This is a genomic window from Rasiella rasia (assembly GCF_011044175.1).
Taxonomy (GTDB): Bacteria; Bacteroidota; Bacteroidia; order Flavobacteriales; family Flavobacteriaceae; genus Marinirhabdus; species Marinirhabdus rasia.
This window is the reverse complement of sequence record NZ_CP049057.1, coordinates 2,667,313-2,682,936: the sequence shown is the minus strand read 5'-3', so window position 1 is coordinate 2,682,936 and position 15,624 is coordinate 2,667,313. Positions and strand designations below refer to the sequence as shown.

The 15,624-nt window shown below is 36.9% G+C and carries 12 protein-coding genes; 5 read left to right on the top strand and 7 right to left on the bottom strand.

What is annotated here, in order from left to right:
• Positions 1 to 26: 26 nt before the first annotated feature.
• From G5B37_RS11955 to G5B37_RS11940, 4 genes are all read right to left on the bottom strand, one after another.
• Positions 27 to 2,753, bottom strand: a complete 2,727-nt coding sequence (locus G5B37_RS11955) for a TonB-dependent receptor (RefSeq protein WP_164680259.1) — start codon at positions 2,751 to 2,753, stop codon at positions 27 to 29.
• 15 nt (positions 2,754 to 2,768) lie between these two features.
• On the bottom strand, positions 2,769 to 3,518 hold the full coding sequence (locus tag G5B37_RS11950) for a GLPGLI family protein (RefSeq protein WP_164680258.1): 750 nt from the start codon (positions 3,516 to 3,518) through the stop codon (positions 2,769 to 2,771).
• Positions 3,519 to 3,577: 59 nt separating this feature from the next.
• The gene (locus G5B37_RS11945) at positions 3,578 to 4,510 is read right to left on the bottom strand and encodes a GLPGLI family protein (protein WP_164680257.1); all 933 of its coding nucleotides are present in this window, start codon (positions 4,508 to 4,510) and stop codon (positions 3,578 to 3,580) included.
• Between the two features lie 97 nt (positions 4,511 to 4,607).
• Entirely contained in the window at positions 4,608 to 5,435 is an 828-nt protein-coding gene (locus tag G5B37_RS11940; protein WP_164680256.1) for a GLPGLI family protein, read from the bottom strand.
• Between the two features lie 123 nt (positions 5,436 to 5,558).
• Here G5B37_RS11940 and G5B37_RS11935 point away from each other — a divergent pair, with 123 nt between their 5' ends.
• The 5 genes from G5B37_RS11935 (at position 5,559) to ppk1 (ending at position 11,352) form a co-directional block, all read left to right on the top strand.
• Positions 5,559 to 7,061, top strand: a complete 1,503-nt coding sequence (locus G5B37_RS11935; RefSeq protein WP_164680255.1) for a sensor histidine kinase — start codon at positions 5,559 to 5,561, stop codon at positions 7,059 to 7,061.
• A complete protein-coding gene (locus tag G5B37_RS11930) occupies positions 7,058 to 7,741 on the top strand; it encodes a response regulator transcription factor (protein WP_164680254.1) in 684 nt (227 codons plus the stop codon). The genes G5B37_RS11935 and G5B37_RS11930 overlap by 4 nt, the downstream gene beginning before the upstream one ends.
• 30 nt (positions 7,742 to 7,771) lie before the next feature.
• Entirely contained in the window at positions 7,772 to 8,569 is a 798-nt protein-coding gene (locus tag G5B37_RS11925) for a hypothetical protein (protein WP_164680253.1), read from the top strand.
• Between the two features lie 4 nt (positions 8,570 to 8,573).
• The gene (locus G5B37_RS11920; protein WP_164680252.1) at positions 8,574 to 9,191 is read left to right on the top strand and encodes a deoxynucleoside kinase; all 618 of its coding nucleotides are present in this window, start codon (positions 8,574 to 8,576) and stop codon (positions 9,189 to 9,191) included.
• Between the two features lie 124 nt (positions 9,192 to 9,315).
• Positions 9,316 to 11,352, top strand: coding sequence for a polyphosphate kinase 1 (ppk1, locus tag G5B37_RS11915; RefSeq protein WP_164680251.1), 2,037 nt, complete (start codon positions 9,316 to 9,318; stop codon positions 11,350 to 11,352).
• Here ppk1 and G5B37_RS11910 read toward each other — a convergent pair.
• The 3 genes from G5B37_RS11910 to G5B37_RS11900 form a co-directional block, all read right to left on the bottom strand.
• Entirely contained in the window at positions 11,342 to 12,346 is a 1,005-nt protein-coding gene (locus G5B37_RS11910) for an App1 family protein (protein WP_164680250.1), read from the bottom strand. The two genes, ppk1 and G5B37_RS11910, sit on opposite strands and share 11 nt — an antisense overlap.
• A 72-nt stretch (positions 12,347 to 12,418) precedes the next feature.
• A complete protein-coding gene (locus G5B37_RS11905) occupies positions 12,419 to 14,938 on the bottom strand; it encodes a sodium-translocating pyrophosphatase (RefSeq protein ID WP_164680249.1) in 2,520 nt (839 codons plus the stop codon).
• 98 nt (positions 14,939 to 15,036) lie between these two features.
• A complete protein-coding gene (locus G5B37_RS11900; protein ID WP_164680248.1) occupies positions 15,037 to 15,564 on the bottom strand; it encodes an inorganic diphosphatase in 528 nt (175 codons plus the stop codon).
• Positions 15,565 to 15,624 lie beyond the last annotated feature (60 nt).

Below are 15,624 nucleotides of genomic sequence, written 5' to 3'. Positions count from 1 at the left end.
TACGTTTAATACTGAAATTTAAGCGATTACAAATCGTATTTAATTACCAGCATCATAATTCTTGGTAATACAAAATATTGCGAAGTAGTATTAAATTGATCACTAAAGCTATCGTTATTTGTAAATTCGGTATCTAATATATTATCTGCCTGTATTCTAAACTCCCACGGACTATCGCCTTTTTGGTAATAAAGGTTGGCATTAAAGAACGAATAGGTATTTTCTACAGTACGCTCATCATTTGAATAATTATAGTAATCCCACTCGGCGCTGAGGGTAAAATCTTTTAAGAAGTTGATATCTACGTTAGCATATGGGCGCTGTGTATAAAATATCTGCGCGTTACCACCATTATCATAGTTGTTTACGGTAAGCCTATACCCTACTTCAAAATTAGGCCATTCTCTAAAACTACTTCGCACACTCCCTCGATAACTCTGAGTGATACTTTCACTTTCTAAAATTTGATTGTTTATAAGGTTGTTAAATTTGTTTAGCGCAAAATTACCCTGTAGATTAAATTGCAATTTCTTGACACGCTTGCTAAATCTTCCGAAGGCAGAAATTGTTTCATCTGGAAAATTGCTATCAATGTTAAACGGGCTACTTACTTGGTTAATAGCAATGAGCTCTGTATTGCTCTTAAAGCCATTTATACTACGTGAATAGCTTACATTTCCACTTACATTGGTATAATTGAACAGATTAAAACTGAAATAGGTTAAATTATACGTGTGAGACAATGAGTTTTCTAAATTCCTATTTCCGCGAAACAGCCTATTATAATTACTAAACACAAACGCTTCAGCATAATCATTAACGTCAGAATACTGTGCTGTAATTGCATAATTAAACCTAAGGCTCTCACTTTTCTTAATATTAAAAATAGCATTAAAGTCGGGTAATACTTTCCATTCGTTTTGCGTGTTTTCGGTGCCCAACTGGTTGTCTTTTAAGTTGTAGTTATGAAGCGTTACCCCAGGAGTAATTATAAATTTTCCAGTTTTAAGCTTGTAATGGGCTCCTAAGAAGGCATCAGAGAACGTATAATTTACGTCGTTAACCAATGGCAAAGTAGTTCCTTGAATGGCTGGTGTAGCATTAAAATTAAGCTGACTTCCGTTGTCTAATACTTGAAATATACTTGAGTCGAAAAGCTGATTGCTGTATGTATTACCCAAGGTAAAATTAAGATTACTGGTATTATTTAAAACATAGTAGTAATCTACCTTAGCATCAAGCTTGTTGGTGATAATGTTTTTTTGTTGGTTGGTATTAAATCTATTTTGTGTTGTGTCTGCCGGTATAATTCCTGCAAATGGTAAAATATCGGTAATTGCATTATAAAATGGATCTTCATCTTGATACAAATGTTGAACTTGCCCAGCGAAAATATTCTTGTCATTTAATGTATAGTATGCATTTACATTCTGATTGATAGACGCAGGTTTATTCTCCAAATTTTCTTCAATATTGTTAGATACCCCTTCAAATTGAGATAGTGTATTGTCTTGCTCGGTAACTTTAGATGTTTTTACCAACGCGTCGTAATCTATCTGCAAATTGGTGTTTGGCTTGTATACGCTACTCAATTTTAACATGGCCAATTGGCTACGTTGATCGCTTGTACTAGCGGTATTTTCTGTAGTTCCCGAAGCAATGTATTGACGAATAGAATTAGTTACGATATTGGTGCGATTGTCTGATAAGATCCCGAAACCACTTACATCAAGACTTTTCCCTGCTTTCCAGCTGAAATTTCCTGCAAGGAATTTAGTTTCTATTTCATTGGCACGATTGTTCTGCGCAACAGCAAAACCAAGGTCACTTTCACTTACTTGAAATGTCGTTCCTCCTCCACGATTAAAATTTCGGAAGCCTCCAGTAAAATTAAAATAGTCCCTGAAAGTAAATGGCACTTCCCCAATATTATTAAAATCTGTTATAAAGTTCAAACTGTATTCTGGACTATAGTAAAACAGTTTGGGATGTGCTAAATAGCCTACCTCCTCTTCACCTACAACACCACCTCCGGCTGTAACTTCTCCAAACCAGAAATTCTTCTTCCCTTCTTTCAGCCTAATATTAATTGCTACATTATCTTGATCATTCCCCAGGCCTCTCATTTGTCCAACCTCATTATAATTTCGAAGCACTTCTACTTTATCTACTGCGTCTGCTGGGATGTTTTTTGTTGCCAATTTTGAATCGCCATCAAAAAAATCTTTGCCTTCTACCATTACTTTTTGAACTGTCTTGCCTTCTACCTGTATCTCACCATCGTCATTAATTTCAACCCCAGGTAATTTTTCCATTACGTCTCCTAGCTTGCGTTCATCACCTGTGGTAAAACTGTCGGCGTTGTATACAATGGTATCTCCTTTTACAGTCACTGGCATTTCATAGACAATTTCAACGCCGTCTAGTTCGGCTGCGAGCGATTTCAGAATAAAATCTAGAGTTCTATCGTCGTCATCTTCGCCAACTGTTACACTTTTTTCTTGAGTTTCAAAACCTAAAAAACTTGCTTTTAAGGTGTAGCTTTCGCCTTTAGGAAGGTCTAATTGGTACATCCCTTTTTCGTTGGTGATTCCATACGATTCTATGGTGCCATTACTTGTAACAGTAGCTACTACATTGGCAAATTCTAAGGGCTGAGAAAGCGTGTCTTTTATAACCCCTCGCACTTTAATGCTTTGGGCTGTTACAGATAGCGTGCAGAGAAGGACAATAGCCCAAAGTATTTTTTTCATGCTTATTTGTTAGTTTTAGTTTTCTCGTTCTTTTAATTTTTGAACGACTATTTGGTTATATTTCGCAAGGGTTACCACCTCACCTGTCGTTGGTATATCTATAGATACATTGTTCCCTAATTCAAGCGTTACTTTTTCGCATAATAGGACAGTATCTTTTAAATGAACTTCTAATATTAAACCAGGTAATCCGTAAAAAACATCTGGGCCATGTGCCACTGGAATCTGAGGTGTATACCATGCAGTCATAATATAGTTAGCTTCTATTTTCTTTAACGGATTAGCACTATTATCAATTTCCAATTGCACCACTGCCGTTGCCATAAAGGCATCGTAGTTTCCTATTTTTTTTGCTTTTTCCTTTAATTCCCAGTCTAATTCTGGCACATTGTCTTTTACTAAAAACAACTTTCCTAAAAACTCTCGCTGTTCAACGAGACTATCTGCTTCAATATTTTTATAAATTCCGTTAGAAATATAGCCTCCAGATCCGCCAATAAAACCCAGTCTGTACATCGCGTTTTCTTCAGCAAGAAGTGTAGGCATTTCTTTATAGAAAGACGCTTTCGTATTAAATTTTAGTTGCATCTTTTTCTCGTACAACTTCTTTAGCCGTTCTTCTTTTTTGGTCTTCTCTTCTTCGGAAATGTTCTGATCAAGATCAATTTTCTTCTTTAATACATAGATGGCTTCGCCACTAATTTCTTGTGCCATCGCCCCTTGCCCGCAGATAACAACAAGTAGAATTTTTAAAAACATTTTCATAGCTTATACTTAATATGTACTATAAAATTATTGTTAGAAATAAGACTCACAACGCGTAATTAAAACCCTCTTCGTCCGCCACCACGACCTCCTCGTCCACCGCGGCCTCTAAAATTTTCTCGCATCTCATCCATTTTCTCTTTTACAATTTTGTTGTATTCTGCGCGAGTTACTTCGTCTCCTTTATCTGGTGCTTCAATTTTTTCACCTTCTTTGGTACTGAGTACAATTTTAGAACATAGAATTGTGGTTCGGTACACGTTCATTTCAAGAATTAAGCCTGGTAATCCTGCATATTCTCCAGGACCGTTACTCACTGGTATTTGAGGTGTAAACCATGCTGTTACTGTTACTTCCTTAGGTACCTCAATGTCATTCATTGGGTCATCATCGTCTTTCTTAGTGTCTGTGTCTGCGGTTTCATCATCAGATTTAGCATCTTTTGTATCGGCTTCTTCGGTGGTATTGTCTTCTTTCTTTTTATCTCTATCGCGATTTCTTCTTCGCGCCATGCTAAAATCATTTTCGTCTACCTTTTTAACAGCCGTTGCTTTTACCGCAACATAATTACCTATCATTCGCTTTTCATCGGTGACAGTCCATTCTAAATTAGTAATGGTATCGTTAATTAAAAACTGCTTTCCGAAGAACTCACGCTCTTCTAAAATCTTATTTTCTTTTAGGTTTTTATATTGCGCGCCTGCAGAAAAACTATTCATCATCATTCCAAAACCACCACCTGCACCAGCTTCCAACTTTTCTTCTTCCTTATAAATAGACTCGTTATTATTAAAGGTAAGTATGTAGGTTTTCTCTAACATACTCTTCATTCGTTCGGCTATGGTTTTCTTCATCTGCTCACTCATCTCGCGACCCCCAAAGTTTTCCATGTCTACTGTGGTCTTAGATTCATAATACGCCTTACCGCTTATGGTTTGAGCGAAGCCACTAAAAGTTAAGAGTGCAACAGCTAAAAAAGATATAATTTTCATAATACAAGTATTTTATGTGTAGTTAGTACCAAGGTACCGCTTTTGTTACAAAATACTTAGACTTAATTATTGGCAATAGGTTTTAAACGAAATAGAATTATCCGCCAATTTTTATGGAAAAGCTACTCTTTTCTCCCTTTTTTCTGCCATCAGATTGAAAACGCTCCATCATTTCTTTGCTCTTTTTTTCTTGAATTTCATCAAATTCTGCTTGGGTAACCTCTTTACCTTTTCTTGGAGCTTCTATTTTTATTTCTTTTTCAGGGTTTAAAACAATTTTAGAACAAAGTATGGTAAGATCTCCTTCTTCCAGTTGTAAAATTAGTCCGGGCAATCCCCAGAAGTCGCTAGGGCCATGCTTTACAGGGATATCTAATGTATACCACGCGGTAGTAGTAATTAGTCTGGTAACCTCAACAAGACTATCGCTTTCATTAGTCATAGTTTTTTCGGTAACTTCTCTTTCTCGGGTTGCTTTAAAGCATGTGTAATTTCCTATATTTCTAGTTTCCTTTTCGAAAGTCCATTCTGGTGTTTCCAGTGCATCTTTAATTAAGAATTCTTTTCCACTAATTTCGGTTTGGACAGTGTATTGATTTTCTGGTATGTTTCGATATAAAACATCTGTGCCTCCCGAAATTACAATACTAATTCCACCGGTTGCCATTGGTGCTGGCGAATCTAGACTCTCCATCTCTTCATAAATTGATTCATTTTTATTGAAAGTTAAGGTGTATTCTTTCTGGAATTGCTTGCGCAATTGTGCGGCAATTTGCTCTTGCATAGCATCTGTCATTCCATCATTTTCCATTTCTAAATCTACTTGTCTATCAGTTTTATAGGTGGCAATTCCTTCAAACTGCTGTGCCATGCTTGTTGCATATAGACCTATCATGATGCTAAGACTTATTAAAATTGTTTTCATTGTTCGGGTTTTTAAAATTTCAACAGTACAAATATTAAAAATTAAACAAAAGCACTAGGTTAAGGACTGTTAACATGTGTTAACCCATTTGTTTACACTACCCTAGGGTTGTATTTTTGAGTCATGCAAAAGCGTCATTACAAGACCATTTTATTTTTTATAGTAGCCACTATTTTGGTTACCCTAGGTATTCAGGGCTATTTTAATTATAAAAATTACCAAATAGACAAACAACAGTTTATCAATGAAGCACAGATTGGTTTAGACAACGCTGTAAATACATATTATGCAGATTTGGCCGAAGAAAATATTCTTGGTTTTTCATTTTCGCAAGGCCCAGAAGAGATGGATGTTCAGAAACTTGATAGTATTTTTAGCACCCTCGATAAGAATTATATTACACATCCCGGAAAAACAGACAGCGTAATGGTTGAAGTGTTAGAAGGGGGTGACATGCAGGCAATTTCAATCTTTTCTGGCGATTCAGGTAGCAATCACGACACCTTGTTTAAGAAACTACAAATAGATGGTACTACCAGAAAGAATATGGTTCGTTGGAGTATGACCCAAGATACCTTCAATGAAAATCCGTTGGCCTCATTAACCACACGTGTTATTTATGCTATTGCTACAGATTCTTTGCAATTGCCTGTACTTAATAAAATGGTAGCAGCAGAGTTACAACGCAAAAATATTACAGCCTCTTACAGTCTAATCTACAAACCCGATGCGGGCAGCGAGCAAATTTTAAAGACAGGTTCGGTAGCTAAAAATGCGTTGGAAACCGCATCTACTTCAAGTTATTTACCCCTAGGAAGCACCTTAAAAATGGCCATTAGCAATAGCACGCTAGCTATTTTAAAACGAAACACTATCGGGTTGCTGCTATCTTTAATTTTTGTGGTCTCGGTAATTGCGTGTTTGCTGTATCTATTTAAAATTATCAATCGGCAAAAACAACTTGCCGAAGTAAAAAATGATTTGATTAGCAATATCACACACGAATTTAAAACCCCGTTGGCAACAATTGGCGCAGCAATGGAGGGTATTCAGGTTTTTAATAAAAATAACGATCCCGAGAAAACTATGAAGTACGCCTCAGTTTCTATGTCTCAAGTTGAAAAATTAAATGGCATGGTAGAAAAGCTACTAGAAACTGCAACTTTAGATAGTGAACAGTTAAAACTAAACTTTGAAGCAGTAGATATTGTACAACTTCTTGATACCATCGCCGCTAGAGAACGGCTAAACGTTCCTGACAAACAATTACGTTTTTCTACTAAAGAACCCACACTTATATACGAAGTAGACACCTTTCACTTTGAAAATGCAATCAATAATATCGTAGACAATGCATTGAAATATGGTGGTAATGAAATTAATATATCCCTGATTCGAAAAAATAATGCTATTGAGATTTCTATTACAGACAATGGTCGAGATTTAACTGCAGCGCAAGGAAAGCAAATTTTCGATAAATTTTATCGCGTTCCAAAAGGCAACACTCACAATATAAAAGGCTTTGGAATTGGCCTGTACTACACCAAAGTAATTGTAGAAAAACATGGAGGTACAATTTCAGTACAAACACAACCTACTAATTTTACTATTGTCTTACCGCTATGAACAAAAACCCAACCATACTCCTCGCAGAAGACGAAGCCTCACTTGGTATGATTATTAAAGAGAGTCTTGAAACTCGAAACTTTAATGTGGTGTTTTGCGCCAATGGCGAGGAAGCATTACAAGCATACCAACAAAAGAAGCCAGATTTGCTTGTGCTAGATGTAATGATGCCGAAAAAAGACGGTTTTACAGTAGCTAAAGAAGTACGAAAGGAAGATAAAAGAATTCCTATTCTCTTTTTAACGGCAAAATCGCAAACTGCAGATGTGGTTGAAGGATTTAGCATTGGGGGCAATGATTATCTTAAAAAGCCCTTTAGTATGGAAGAGCTTATTGTGCGCATGGATAATTTACTACAACGACACAAACTTCAAAACAGTGATACCATTTACACCATTGGAAACTATCGATTCCATTTTAAAAAACAGACACTTCAGTTTGAAGAAGAAGAGATAAAGCCACTTACTCATAGAGAGGCTCATTTATTGTATCATCTTAATAACAATAAAAATGAAGTACTAGACCGTTCCGTAATTTTGAAAAAACTATGGAACAACGACGATTTCTTCTCGGGAAGAAGTATGGATGTATTTATTACCCGACTTCGAAAAAAACTTAAAAAAGATGAGCGCATTCAAATAATAAATGTGCGTGGGTACGGTTATAAGCTTGTCTATTAATTGTGGCCTGTATTTTGTACCTTGCCTATTATGAGAGTGATTCTTATCTGCCTTTTATTTACAAGCTTTTTGTGCAATGGTCAAGCGCCTAAAGCACAAACTACCAAAGATTTAAATGCCGATTTTTATGTTGGTTCAGATGCATACACCAACCATTATTTTATTAATGAAATGGCTTTTTACAAACAAGGGCCCGATGGCAATTTTGTATTCAAGGACTTTTCATTAGGGCCACTGGCTAAGGTAGATATTATTAACCCGCTTAAAATCATGTTGTTTTATGAGCAAACCAACACGGTAGTTTTTATAGACAATAGACTTAATGAAATAGAGCGTATTAACTTCAATAATCTAGCTAGTTTTGTAAATATCTCGAATGCAGGAAATGCAGGTAACAATAGATTATGGCTTTTTAACACAGATAGCCAGCAGTTAGAGTTATACGACTACAGACAACAACGTGCTTTGCAGACATCTTTGCCAATGGAAGGCAGACCTCAGGCCATGACAAGTAATTTTAACTACTGCTATGTGTTGTTTGAAGACAAACTAGTAACCTATAATGTTTACGGAAGTTTTCTTTCTGAAGTTCCCATAGACAACGCTTCTTATCTTGTTCAGAAAAATGAAAATGTTTGGGTTGTAAAAGAAAATAAGCTTATATATTTTGAGGAACCTGCTGTTCAATTAACTGAAAAACCTAATACAGGAAAAACAGTACCGTTGCCCGAAATAACCATAAAACAGTTGCACCTTACGCAAGATTTCCTGTATATTTATGACGGAAAAACACTCCACCAATTCACAAATAACCAACCAAAGAAATAACCACATGCACGTTGCAATTGCAGGAAACATAGGCTCTGGAAAAACCACGCTTACGCGTTTGCTTTCAAAACATTACAAATGGAAAGCTCATTATGAAGATGTAGAAGACAATCCGTATCTAGACGATTTTTACAACAGCATGGAGCGTTGGAGTTTCAATTTACAGATTTACTTTTTAAACAGCCGTTTTCGTCAGATATTAGACATACGAGAGAGTGGCAAAAAAGTGATTCAAGACAGAACCATTTACGAAGACGCCTACATATTTGCTCCTAACTTGCACGCTATGGGGCTTATGACCAACCGCGACTATGAGAATTACCGTTCGCTTTTCGACTTAATGGAAAGTGTTACTGAAGGACCCGATTTATTAATCTATCTAAGAAGTAGCATCCCAAATTTGGTAAATCAAATCCACAAACGGGGTCGCGATTACGAGAATAGTATAAGTATCGATTACCTAAGTAGACTTAACGAGCGATACGAAGCCTGGGTGCATGGCTATGACAAAGGAAATCTACTCATTATAGACGTAGACAACCTCAACTTTGTAGACAATCCAGAAGATTTGGGCGCTGTAATCAACAAGATTGATGCAGAATTGCATGGGCTTTTTAAATAGTAATCTCAATACTTCCTTCTAGGGCCACTCCCAAAACTTAACATTTCAGCAACACCCTTGCCGATAGATAATTCCGATTTTTGCAGAAATTATCAGCTTGTTCGTTAAGCTGAAACATTATCTCATGGCTAAACTGTACAATTCTAAATATTATCACCGCGATCTTTCTTGGTTGCGTTTTAACCATCGTGTTTTGCAAGAGGCCGCAGACACGAGCAACCCACTTTATGAGCGTATTAAGTTTCTTGCTATTTTCTCTTCTAATCTAGATGAATTTTTCAAAGTTAGAGTGAGTGATATTAGGCAAATAAAAACTATTGAAAAACCACTTAGAAAAAAGCTAATCACCAAGCCCAATAAGGTCTTAAAAGAAATAAAAAAACAGGTAAATCTTCAACAAGAACAGTTTGGGCATATTTTTACTTCGGAAATCGTCCCAGAATTAAAGAAACATAACATCCATCTCATTGGTCAGAAAGATTTCTCTGCTACCCAAAAGGAGATTGCTAAGACCTTTTACACAGAGCACCTGAAAGATAAAATTGAGGTTAATAGATATCCTAATTCTGTTGAAAATAAGGTGTTTGTAAAAAACGAGGTTTTATACCTCACCGCACAACTTAGTGATAATGAGTTTGCTGTTATTAATATTCCGACCGAGGTGCCTCGCTTCTTTACATTTCCGAAGCACAACGGAAAACACTACATCACTTTTATAGACGACATCCTAAAGTATTGCCTACGTCAAAGTCCTAAGATGGAACAGGACATTACTTTTTATAGCATAAAAACGTCTCGCGATGCAGAGTTGTATATTGAGGATGAACTTTCAGGAAACCTTGCCGACAAAATTAAGAACTCCTTAGACAATAGAAATACAGGGCAAGCTACACGCATGCTTGTTGACCAACGCATGCCGTCCCAGTTTCAAGATGTGCTTAAAAGGGCACTCGATGTTTATAATACAGATATTATTCAAGGTGGGGTTTATCATAATTTTAAAGATTTTTTCGGATTTCCTAATCCAACAAATAAGTCGCTTAGTCTTGACGCATTACCTCCCTTACCACATCCAGTACTATCTAAATGTAATTCGGTTTTAGCTGAAATTGAAAAGAAAGATCAGCTGTTGCATTACCCATATCAATCGTTCGAACCGCTCATTCGACTTTTGGAAGAAGCAGCAAATGATGCTCAGGTAACCACAATTAAAATGACTATCTATCGTGCGGCTAAAGAATCGAGGCTAAACGATGCTATTGTTACCGCTGCAAAAAATGGCAAGAAAGTTATCGTCTTTATTGAAGTAAAGGCACGGTTTGACGAGCAAAATAACCTTAAGTGGGGTCAGATTTTTGAGGATCATGGCGCACAAGTTATTTATAGCTTCCCAGATATTAAGATTCATAGTAAGATTTTATATATAGAAAAGAGCAGCGATAAAGGCTTAAAGCGTTACGGCTATATTGCCACTGGTAATTTTAATGAAAAAACTGCCAAGCTATACACAGATTTTGGGTTAATGACAGCTCATAAAAAAATCACCAAAGATTTAAACAAGGTGTTTTTGGTACTCGAGCAAAAAGTATTGGTGCCTAAAACAAAAAGATTATTGGTATCTCCCTATACAACACGTATTGGCTTTTCTGAATTAGTACAAAACGAAATAACCTTAGCACGTACTGGAAAACCAGCAAGTATTACACTTAAAATGAATAGTCTCGAAGATGAAGACATGATAAAGTACTTGTACAGAGCCAGCAATGCAGGTGTAAAAATTAATTTACTCATTCGGGGTATTTGTTCACTAGTACCAGGTATAAAAGGACAGAGTGAAAATATACATGTAACTTCTGTAATTGACCGCTTTCTTGAGCACGGCCGTGTGTATATTTTTGGACAAGATGATGATGCCAGTGTATATATTGGTTCGGCAGATTGGATGACTCGAAACCTGAGCCACCGCATTGAAGTAGTCACCCCAATTTTAGATGCAGATCACAAAAAAACAATTAGAGAGTTGATAGACATTCAACTTTCTGATACAGTAAAGGCAAGAATTATAGATGCCCAGCAAAAAAACGAATATGTTGCAAGAGGTGCAAATGGTGTTCAATCGCAAGTAGCTACCTATAACTATTTTAAAAAAGCTACTGTATAAAACCGTTAGCTCGGGCATGTTCTATTGCCTGAGTACTGCTTTCTACTAACACAGCGGGAACGGCTTTAAAATTCTCAAACAACCCTTTAATTCGAAGTACCTTTTTGGTATGTTTTACACTTCTAATATAGATTGCTTTAATGCGATTAGGGTATGTTTCAGCAATTTCAATATAAATGTCGGGGTCGTGTTCTCCGCCATCACCTATTAAAATAAATTCTCGTTTTGGGTAGGTCTTTAAAATATCAAGTATCTCTTTTTGCTTCTGTGGTTTTTCATCAAGCTTTTTCTTAGCTCGTATTTGCGCAAAATCACGTAGTAAAATAGGCCCCTTTGGGAAGTTATTTTTCCGAAGAAATAATTCTAAATACCTGTATAAATTCCATGGGCTATGACTTACATAAAACATGGGGTTGGCTTCTTTACCAGAACCACCTCTGTGCAACATGTTGTAAAAAATAGCCGCGCCTTCTAACGGACTTCTACTTTCAGCATTCTTAAATAATGTGTTGTAAATAAGTCGCCACTTTAACCTTGAGACCACCCCTGTATGTAATATGGTATCGTCTATATCACTTATAACCCCAAAGCTACTTTCTTTTGAAGGAATTAATATTTCGCCAGCAAAGCTATTGTCATTTTGAATGATTCTTCCTGGCATGGGCTGCTCAAAGCTAAGCGCTATGGTAACCCAACCTTCACCATTTGCCATAGCCGCCAAATTAGGAACCGTTTGTTTTACTTTAAAATAGCCGTTAGCATCGGTAGTAGTGTAAAGTACTGTATCATCTGGAAAGCGAATTCGGAGTTTAGTAAAAGGTATCTCGTCTGTTTCAAAACGCTTCCAGGTATTTTTTAGCAAGCTGAAAAATCCTCTCTTTGAAAGATCTATATTTTCATCTTCAAGCGCTCTTCCTCGACAATAAAAATGGTTTTCATCTCCGTAGCTTTGAAACGAAATAATTTGTAGTGGATCTTTTTTGAAAATGCCCATACTTCAAGATACTACAACCCATAAAAAAACCCTGCCGAAAAAGCAGGGTTTAGTTTTTATTTAACGAAGTGATTAACTATTAACCTCTTCAATTTCTACTTCTTTAACCACTTTTGCACCATCCTCAGCTTTTATACTCGCGTTTTTTAAAGCTTCTACCTGTGCATTAACCTCTTCTTCTGTACCTGAGAATGTTTTAGTCTCGGTAGTAGTTTTACCATTTGTAGTAGTTTCTATAGTTACATCGGCAGTGGTTACGTCTCCTTCTACAGACATTTTCACCATAATTTCTTTTGAAATTTCAGTTCGCTCAGCACTTTCAACTTGTTTGATTTGCTTGTCTGTTAAAATGGTTTTATTTCCGTCTTCATCTATAAACACTACCTCTTCTGAAGTATTTGCAGCATTATCGCCATCTAGTGCATGACCTCCCAAAATTGGAGCAACAACAAGACCAATAAGGCAGGTAAGTTTAATTAAGATATTCATAGAAGGCCCAGAAGTATCTTTAAACGGATCACCTACTGTATCTCCAGTTACGGCAGCTTTGTGTGCGTCACTTCCTTTGTAGGTCATTTCACCATTAATTTCTACACCAGCTTCAAAAGATTTTTTAGCGTTATCCCAAGCACCACCAGCATTGTTTTGGAAAATTGCCCAAAGCACACCACTTACGGTAACCCCAGCCATATATCCACCAAGCATTTCTGCAATAGCGACATTATTCATTCCAAAAATCATAGGTACAAATGCAATAACCAATGGAAATCCGATAGTTAACAATCCAGGAAGCATCATTTCTTTTAGAGACGCTTTTGTTGAAATAGCTACACATTTATCGTATTCTGGTTTTCCAGTTCCTTCCATAATACCAGGAATATCTCTAAACTGGCGACGCACTTCATGCACCATTTCCATGGCAGCTTTACCCACCGCGTTCATAGCTAAGGCAGAAAATACTACAGGGACCATTCCACCTACAAAAAGCATTGCCAATACTGGCGCTTTAAAGATGTTAATACCTTCAATTCCCGTAAATGTTACGTATGCTGCGAAAAGAGCCAGCGACGTTAATGCAGCCGAAGCAATGGCAAATCCTTTACCAGTTGCGGCTGTTGTATTACCAACAGAATCTAAGATATCTGTACGTTCTCTAACGATTGGTTCTTGTTCGCTCATTTCAGCAATACCCCCTGCGTTATCACTAATAGGTCCGAATGCGTCAATTGCCAACTGCATCGCTGTTGTTGCCATCATCGCAGACGCGGCTAAAGCCACACCATAGAAACCAGCAAAGGCATAAGATGCCCAAATCGCTCCAGCAAACAACAATACCGATGGGAATGTAGAAATCATACCCGTTGCAAGACCAGCAATAATGTTGGTACCTGCTCCTGTACTAGATTGTTGTACAATTTTTAAAATTGGTTTTTTACCTAGTCCTGTATAAAATTCGGTTACGGAAGAAATAACTGCTCCTACTACTAACCCGACTAAGGTTGCGTAAAATACTCTCATAGAAGAAATTTCAACTTTTCCTTCTCCAAAGAATTCCATTGTCATAGTTTCAGGAAGCATCCATTTACATAAAGCAAAACATGCTACGGCAACCAAGATAATAGACGTCCAGTTACCTACATTTAAAGCACCCATTACTTTAGATTCTTTGGCATCATTACTACTAATTTTTACTAGCATCGTACCAATCATAGAAATAATGATTCCTGCACCCGCAATTGCCATTGGTAATAAAATTGGCCCGATACCACCAAAGGCTTCACCAATATTACCCCCCATATCTTTTATTACGTAGTTTCCTAATACCATAGCAGCCAATACAGTTGCTACATACGAACCAAATAAATCGGCTCCCATACCTGCAACATCACCTACATTGTCCCCAACGTTATCTGCAATAGTTGCAGGGTTACGTGGATCATCTTCAGGAATACCCGCTTCCACTTTACCAACTAAATCGGCTCCAACATCGGCAGCTTTGGTGTATATACCTCCACCAACACGTGCAAATAATGCAATAGATTCTGCTCCAAGAGAGAATCCAGCTAAAGTTTCAAGTACAATGGTCATATCCATTGTATTGGTCCAAACACCTCCCATAAAGAAATGAAAGAAGAATATGAAGAAAGCTGTTAAACCAAGTACGGCTAAACCAGCAACACCAAGCCCCATTACAGTACCTCCACCAAACGATATTTTTAGTGCGTTTGGCAAACTAGTACGCGCTGCTTGTGTAGTTCTTACATTTGTTTTGGTGGCAATCTTCATTCCTATATTTCCTGCATATGCAGAGAAAATAGCACCAAAAACAAAGGCTATTACAATAAGCCAGTGTGTTGTAGGAACAACAAATGATACAATGGCAAGTAGAATACTTACGATAATAACAAATATTGTAAGCAGTTTGTACTCTGCCTTTAAGAAGGCTAAAGCCCCCTCGTAGATGTGATCTGAAATTTCTTTCATTTTACCATCTCCGGCATCTTGTTTCATTACCCAAGATTTCTTAATAAGCATGTAGATAAGGCCTACAAACGCCAAAGCAATTGGCATATAAATCATTAATGATTCCATAATGTGTTTTTTGTTTGATTAAAACGGTTGCGAAAATAGCAAAAAAAAAGCAATAACACTAGGTTATTGCTTCGCTATACTTTGTTGAATTTTATACCCTAACGTATGCTTACATCCTTTACTGGAACATCACTAGCACGAAAACGGTCTACGCATTTGGCTACAATATCTTTAGCTTCATTTACATCGCCCCAACCACCTACGTCTACTTTCTTTTCTTCCAGGTCTTTATACACTTGAAAAAAGTGTTCAATTTCTTTAATCAGGTGTGGATTTAACTGATTGAGATCACTTACGTTATTTGCAATAGGATCACTTACAGGCACACATATTACTTTCTCATCGGGTCCCTTTTCATCTGCCATATGAAACACGCCAATAGGTTTTACTTCAATAACGCATCCTGGAAATGTTGGTTCAGTTACCAAAACCAAAACATCTAACGGGTCTCCGTCAAGTGCTAGCGTTTCAGGCACAAAACCGTAATCTGCTGGGTACATCATTGATGAGAAAATCATACGATCATAACGTATTTTCTTCAACTCAAAATCATATTCGTATTTATTTCTACTTCCTTTAGGAATTTCTACCAATACATCGAAGGTAGTTACTTTATCTGCTGTCATAATCTTCTTATTTAAAAAGGGGGTGCAAAAATACATCTTTTTCAGAATTTTAACTACTGA

What these genes read in the sequence shown, in the direction of transcription:
- G5B37_RS11955 (WP_164680259.1), bottom strand. Translation starts at nt 2,753, where the DNA reads ATGAAAAAAATACTTTGGGCTATTGTCCTTCTCTGCACGCTATCTGTA.
- G5B37_RS11940 (WP_164680256.1), bottom strand. Translation starts at nt 5,435, where the DNA reads ATGAAAACAATTTTAATAAGTCTTAGCATCATGATAGGTCTATATGCA.
- G5B37_RS11910 (WP_164680250.1), bottom strand. Translation starts at nt 12,346, where the DNA reads ATGGGCATTTTCAAAAAAGATCCACTACAAATTATTTCGTTTCAAAGC.
- G5B37_RS11900 (WP_164680248.1), bottom strand. Translation starts at nt 15,564, where the DNA reads ATGACAGCAGATAAAGTAACTACCTTCGATGTATTGGTAGAAATTCCT.
- G5B37_RS11905 (WP_164680249.1), bottom strand. Translation starts at nt 14,938, where the DNA reads ATGGAATCATTAATGATTTATATGCCAATTGCTTTGGCGTTTGTAGGC.
- G5B37_RS11925 (WP_164680253.1), top strand. Translation starts at nt 7,772, where the DNA reads ATGAGAGTGATTCTTATCTGCCTTTTATTTACAAGCTTTTTGTGCAAT.
- G5B37_RS11950 (WP_164680258.1), bottom strand. Translation starts at nt 3,518, where the DNA reads ATGAAAATGTTTTTAAAAATTCTACTTGTTGTTATCTGCGGGCAAGGG.
- G5B37_RS11920 (WP_164680252.1), top strand. Translation starts at nt 8,574, where the DNA reads ATGCACGTTGCAATTGCAGGAAACATAGGCTCTGGAAAAACCACGCTT.
- G5B37_RS11945 (WP_164680257.1), bottom strand. Translation starts at nt 4,510, where the DNA reads ATGAAAATTATATCTTTTTTAGCTGTTGCACTCTTAACTTTTAGTGGC.
- G5B37_RS11935 (WP_164680255.1), top strand. Translation starts at nt 5,559, where the DNA reads ATGCAAAAGCGTCATTACAAGACCATTTTATTTTTTATAGTAGCCACT.
- G5B37_RS11930 (WP_164680254.1), top strand. Translation starts at nt 7,058, where the DNA reads ATGAACAAAAACCCAACCATACTCCTCGCAGAAGACGAAGCCTCACTT.
- ppk1 (WP_164680251.1), top strand. Translation starts at nt 9,316, where the DNA reads ATGGCTAAACTGTACAATTCTAAATATTATCACCGCGATCTTTCTTGG.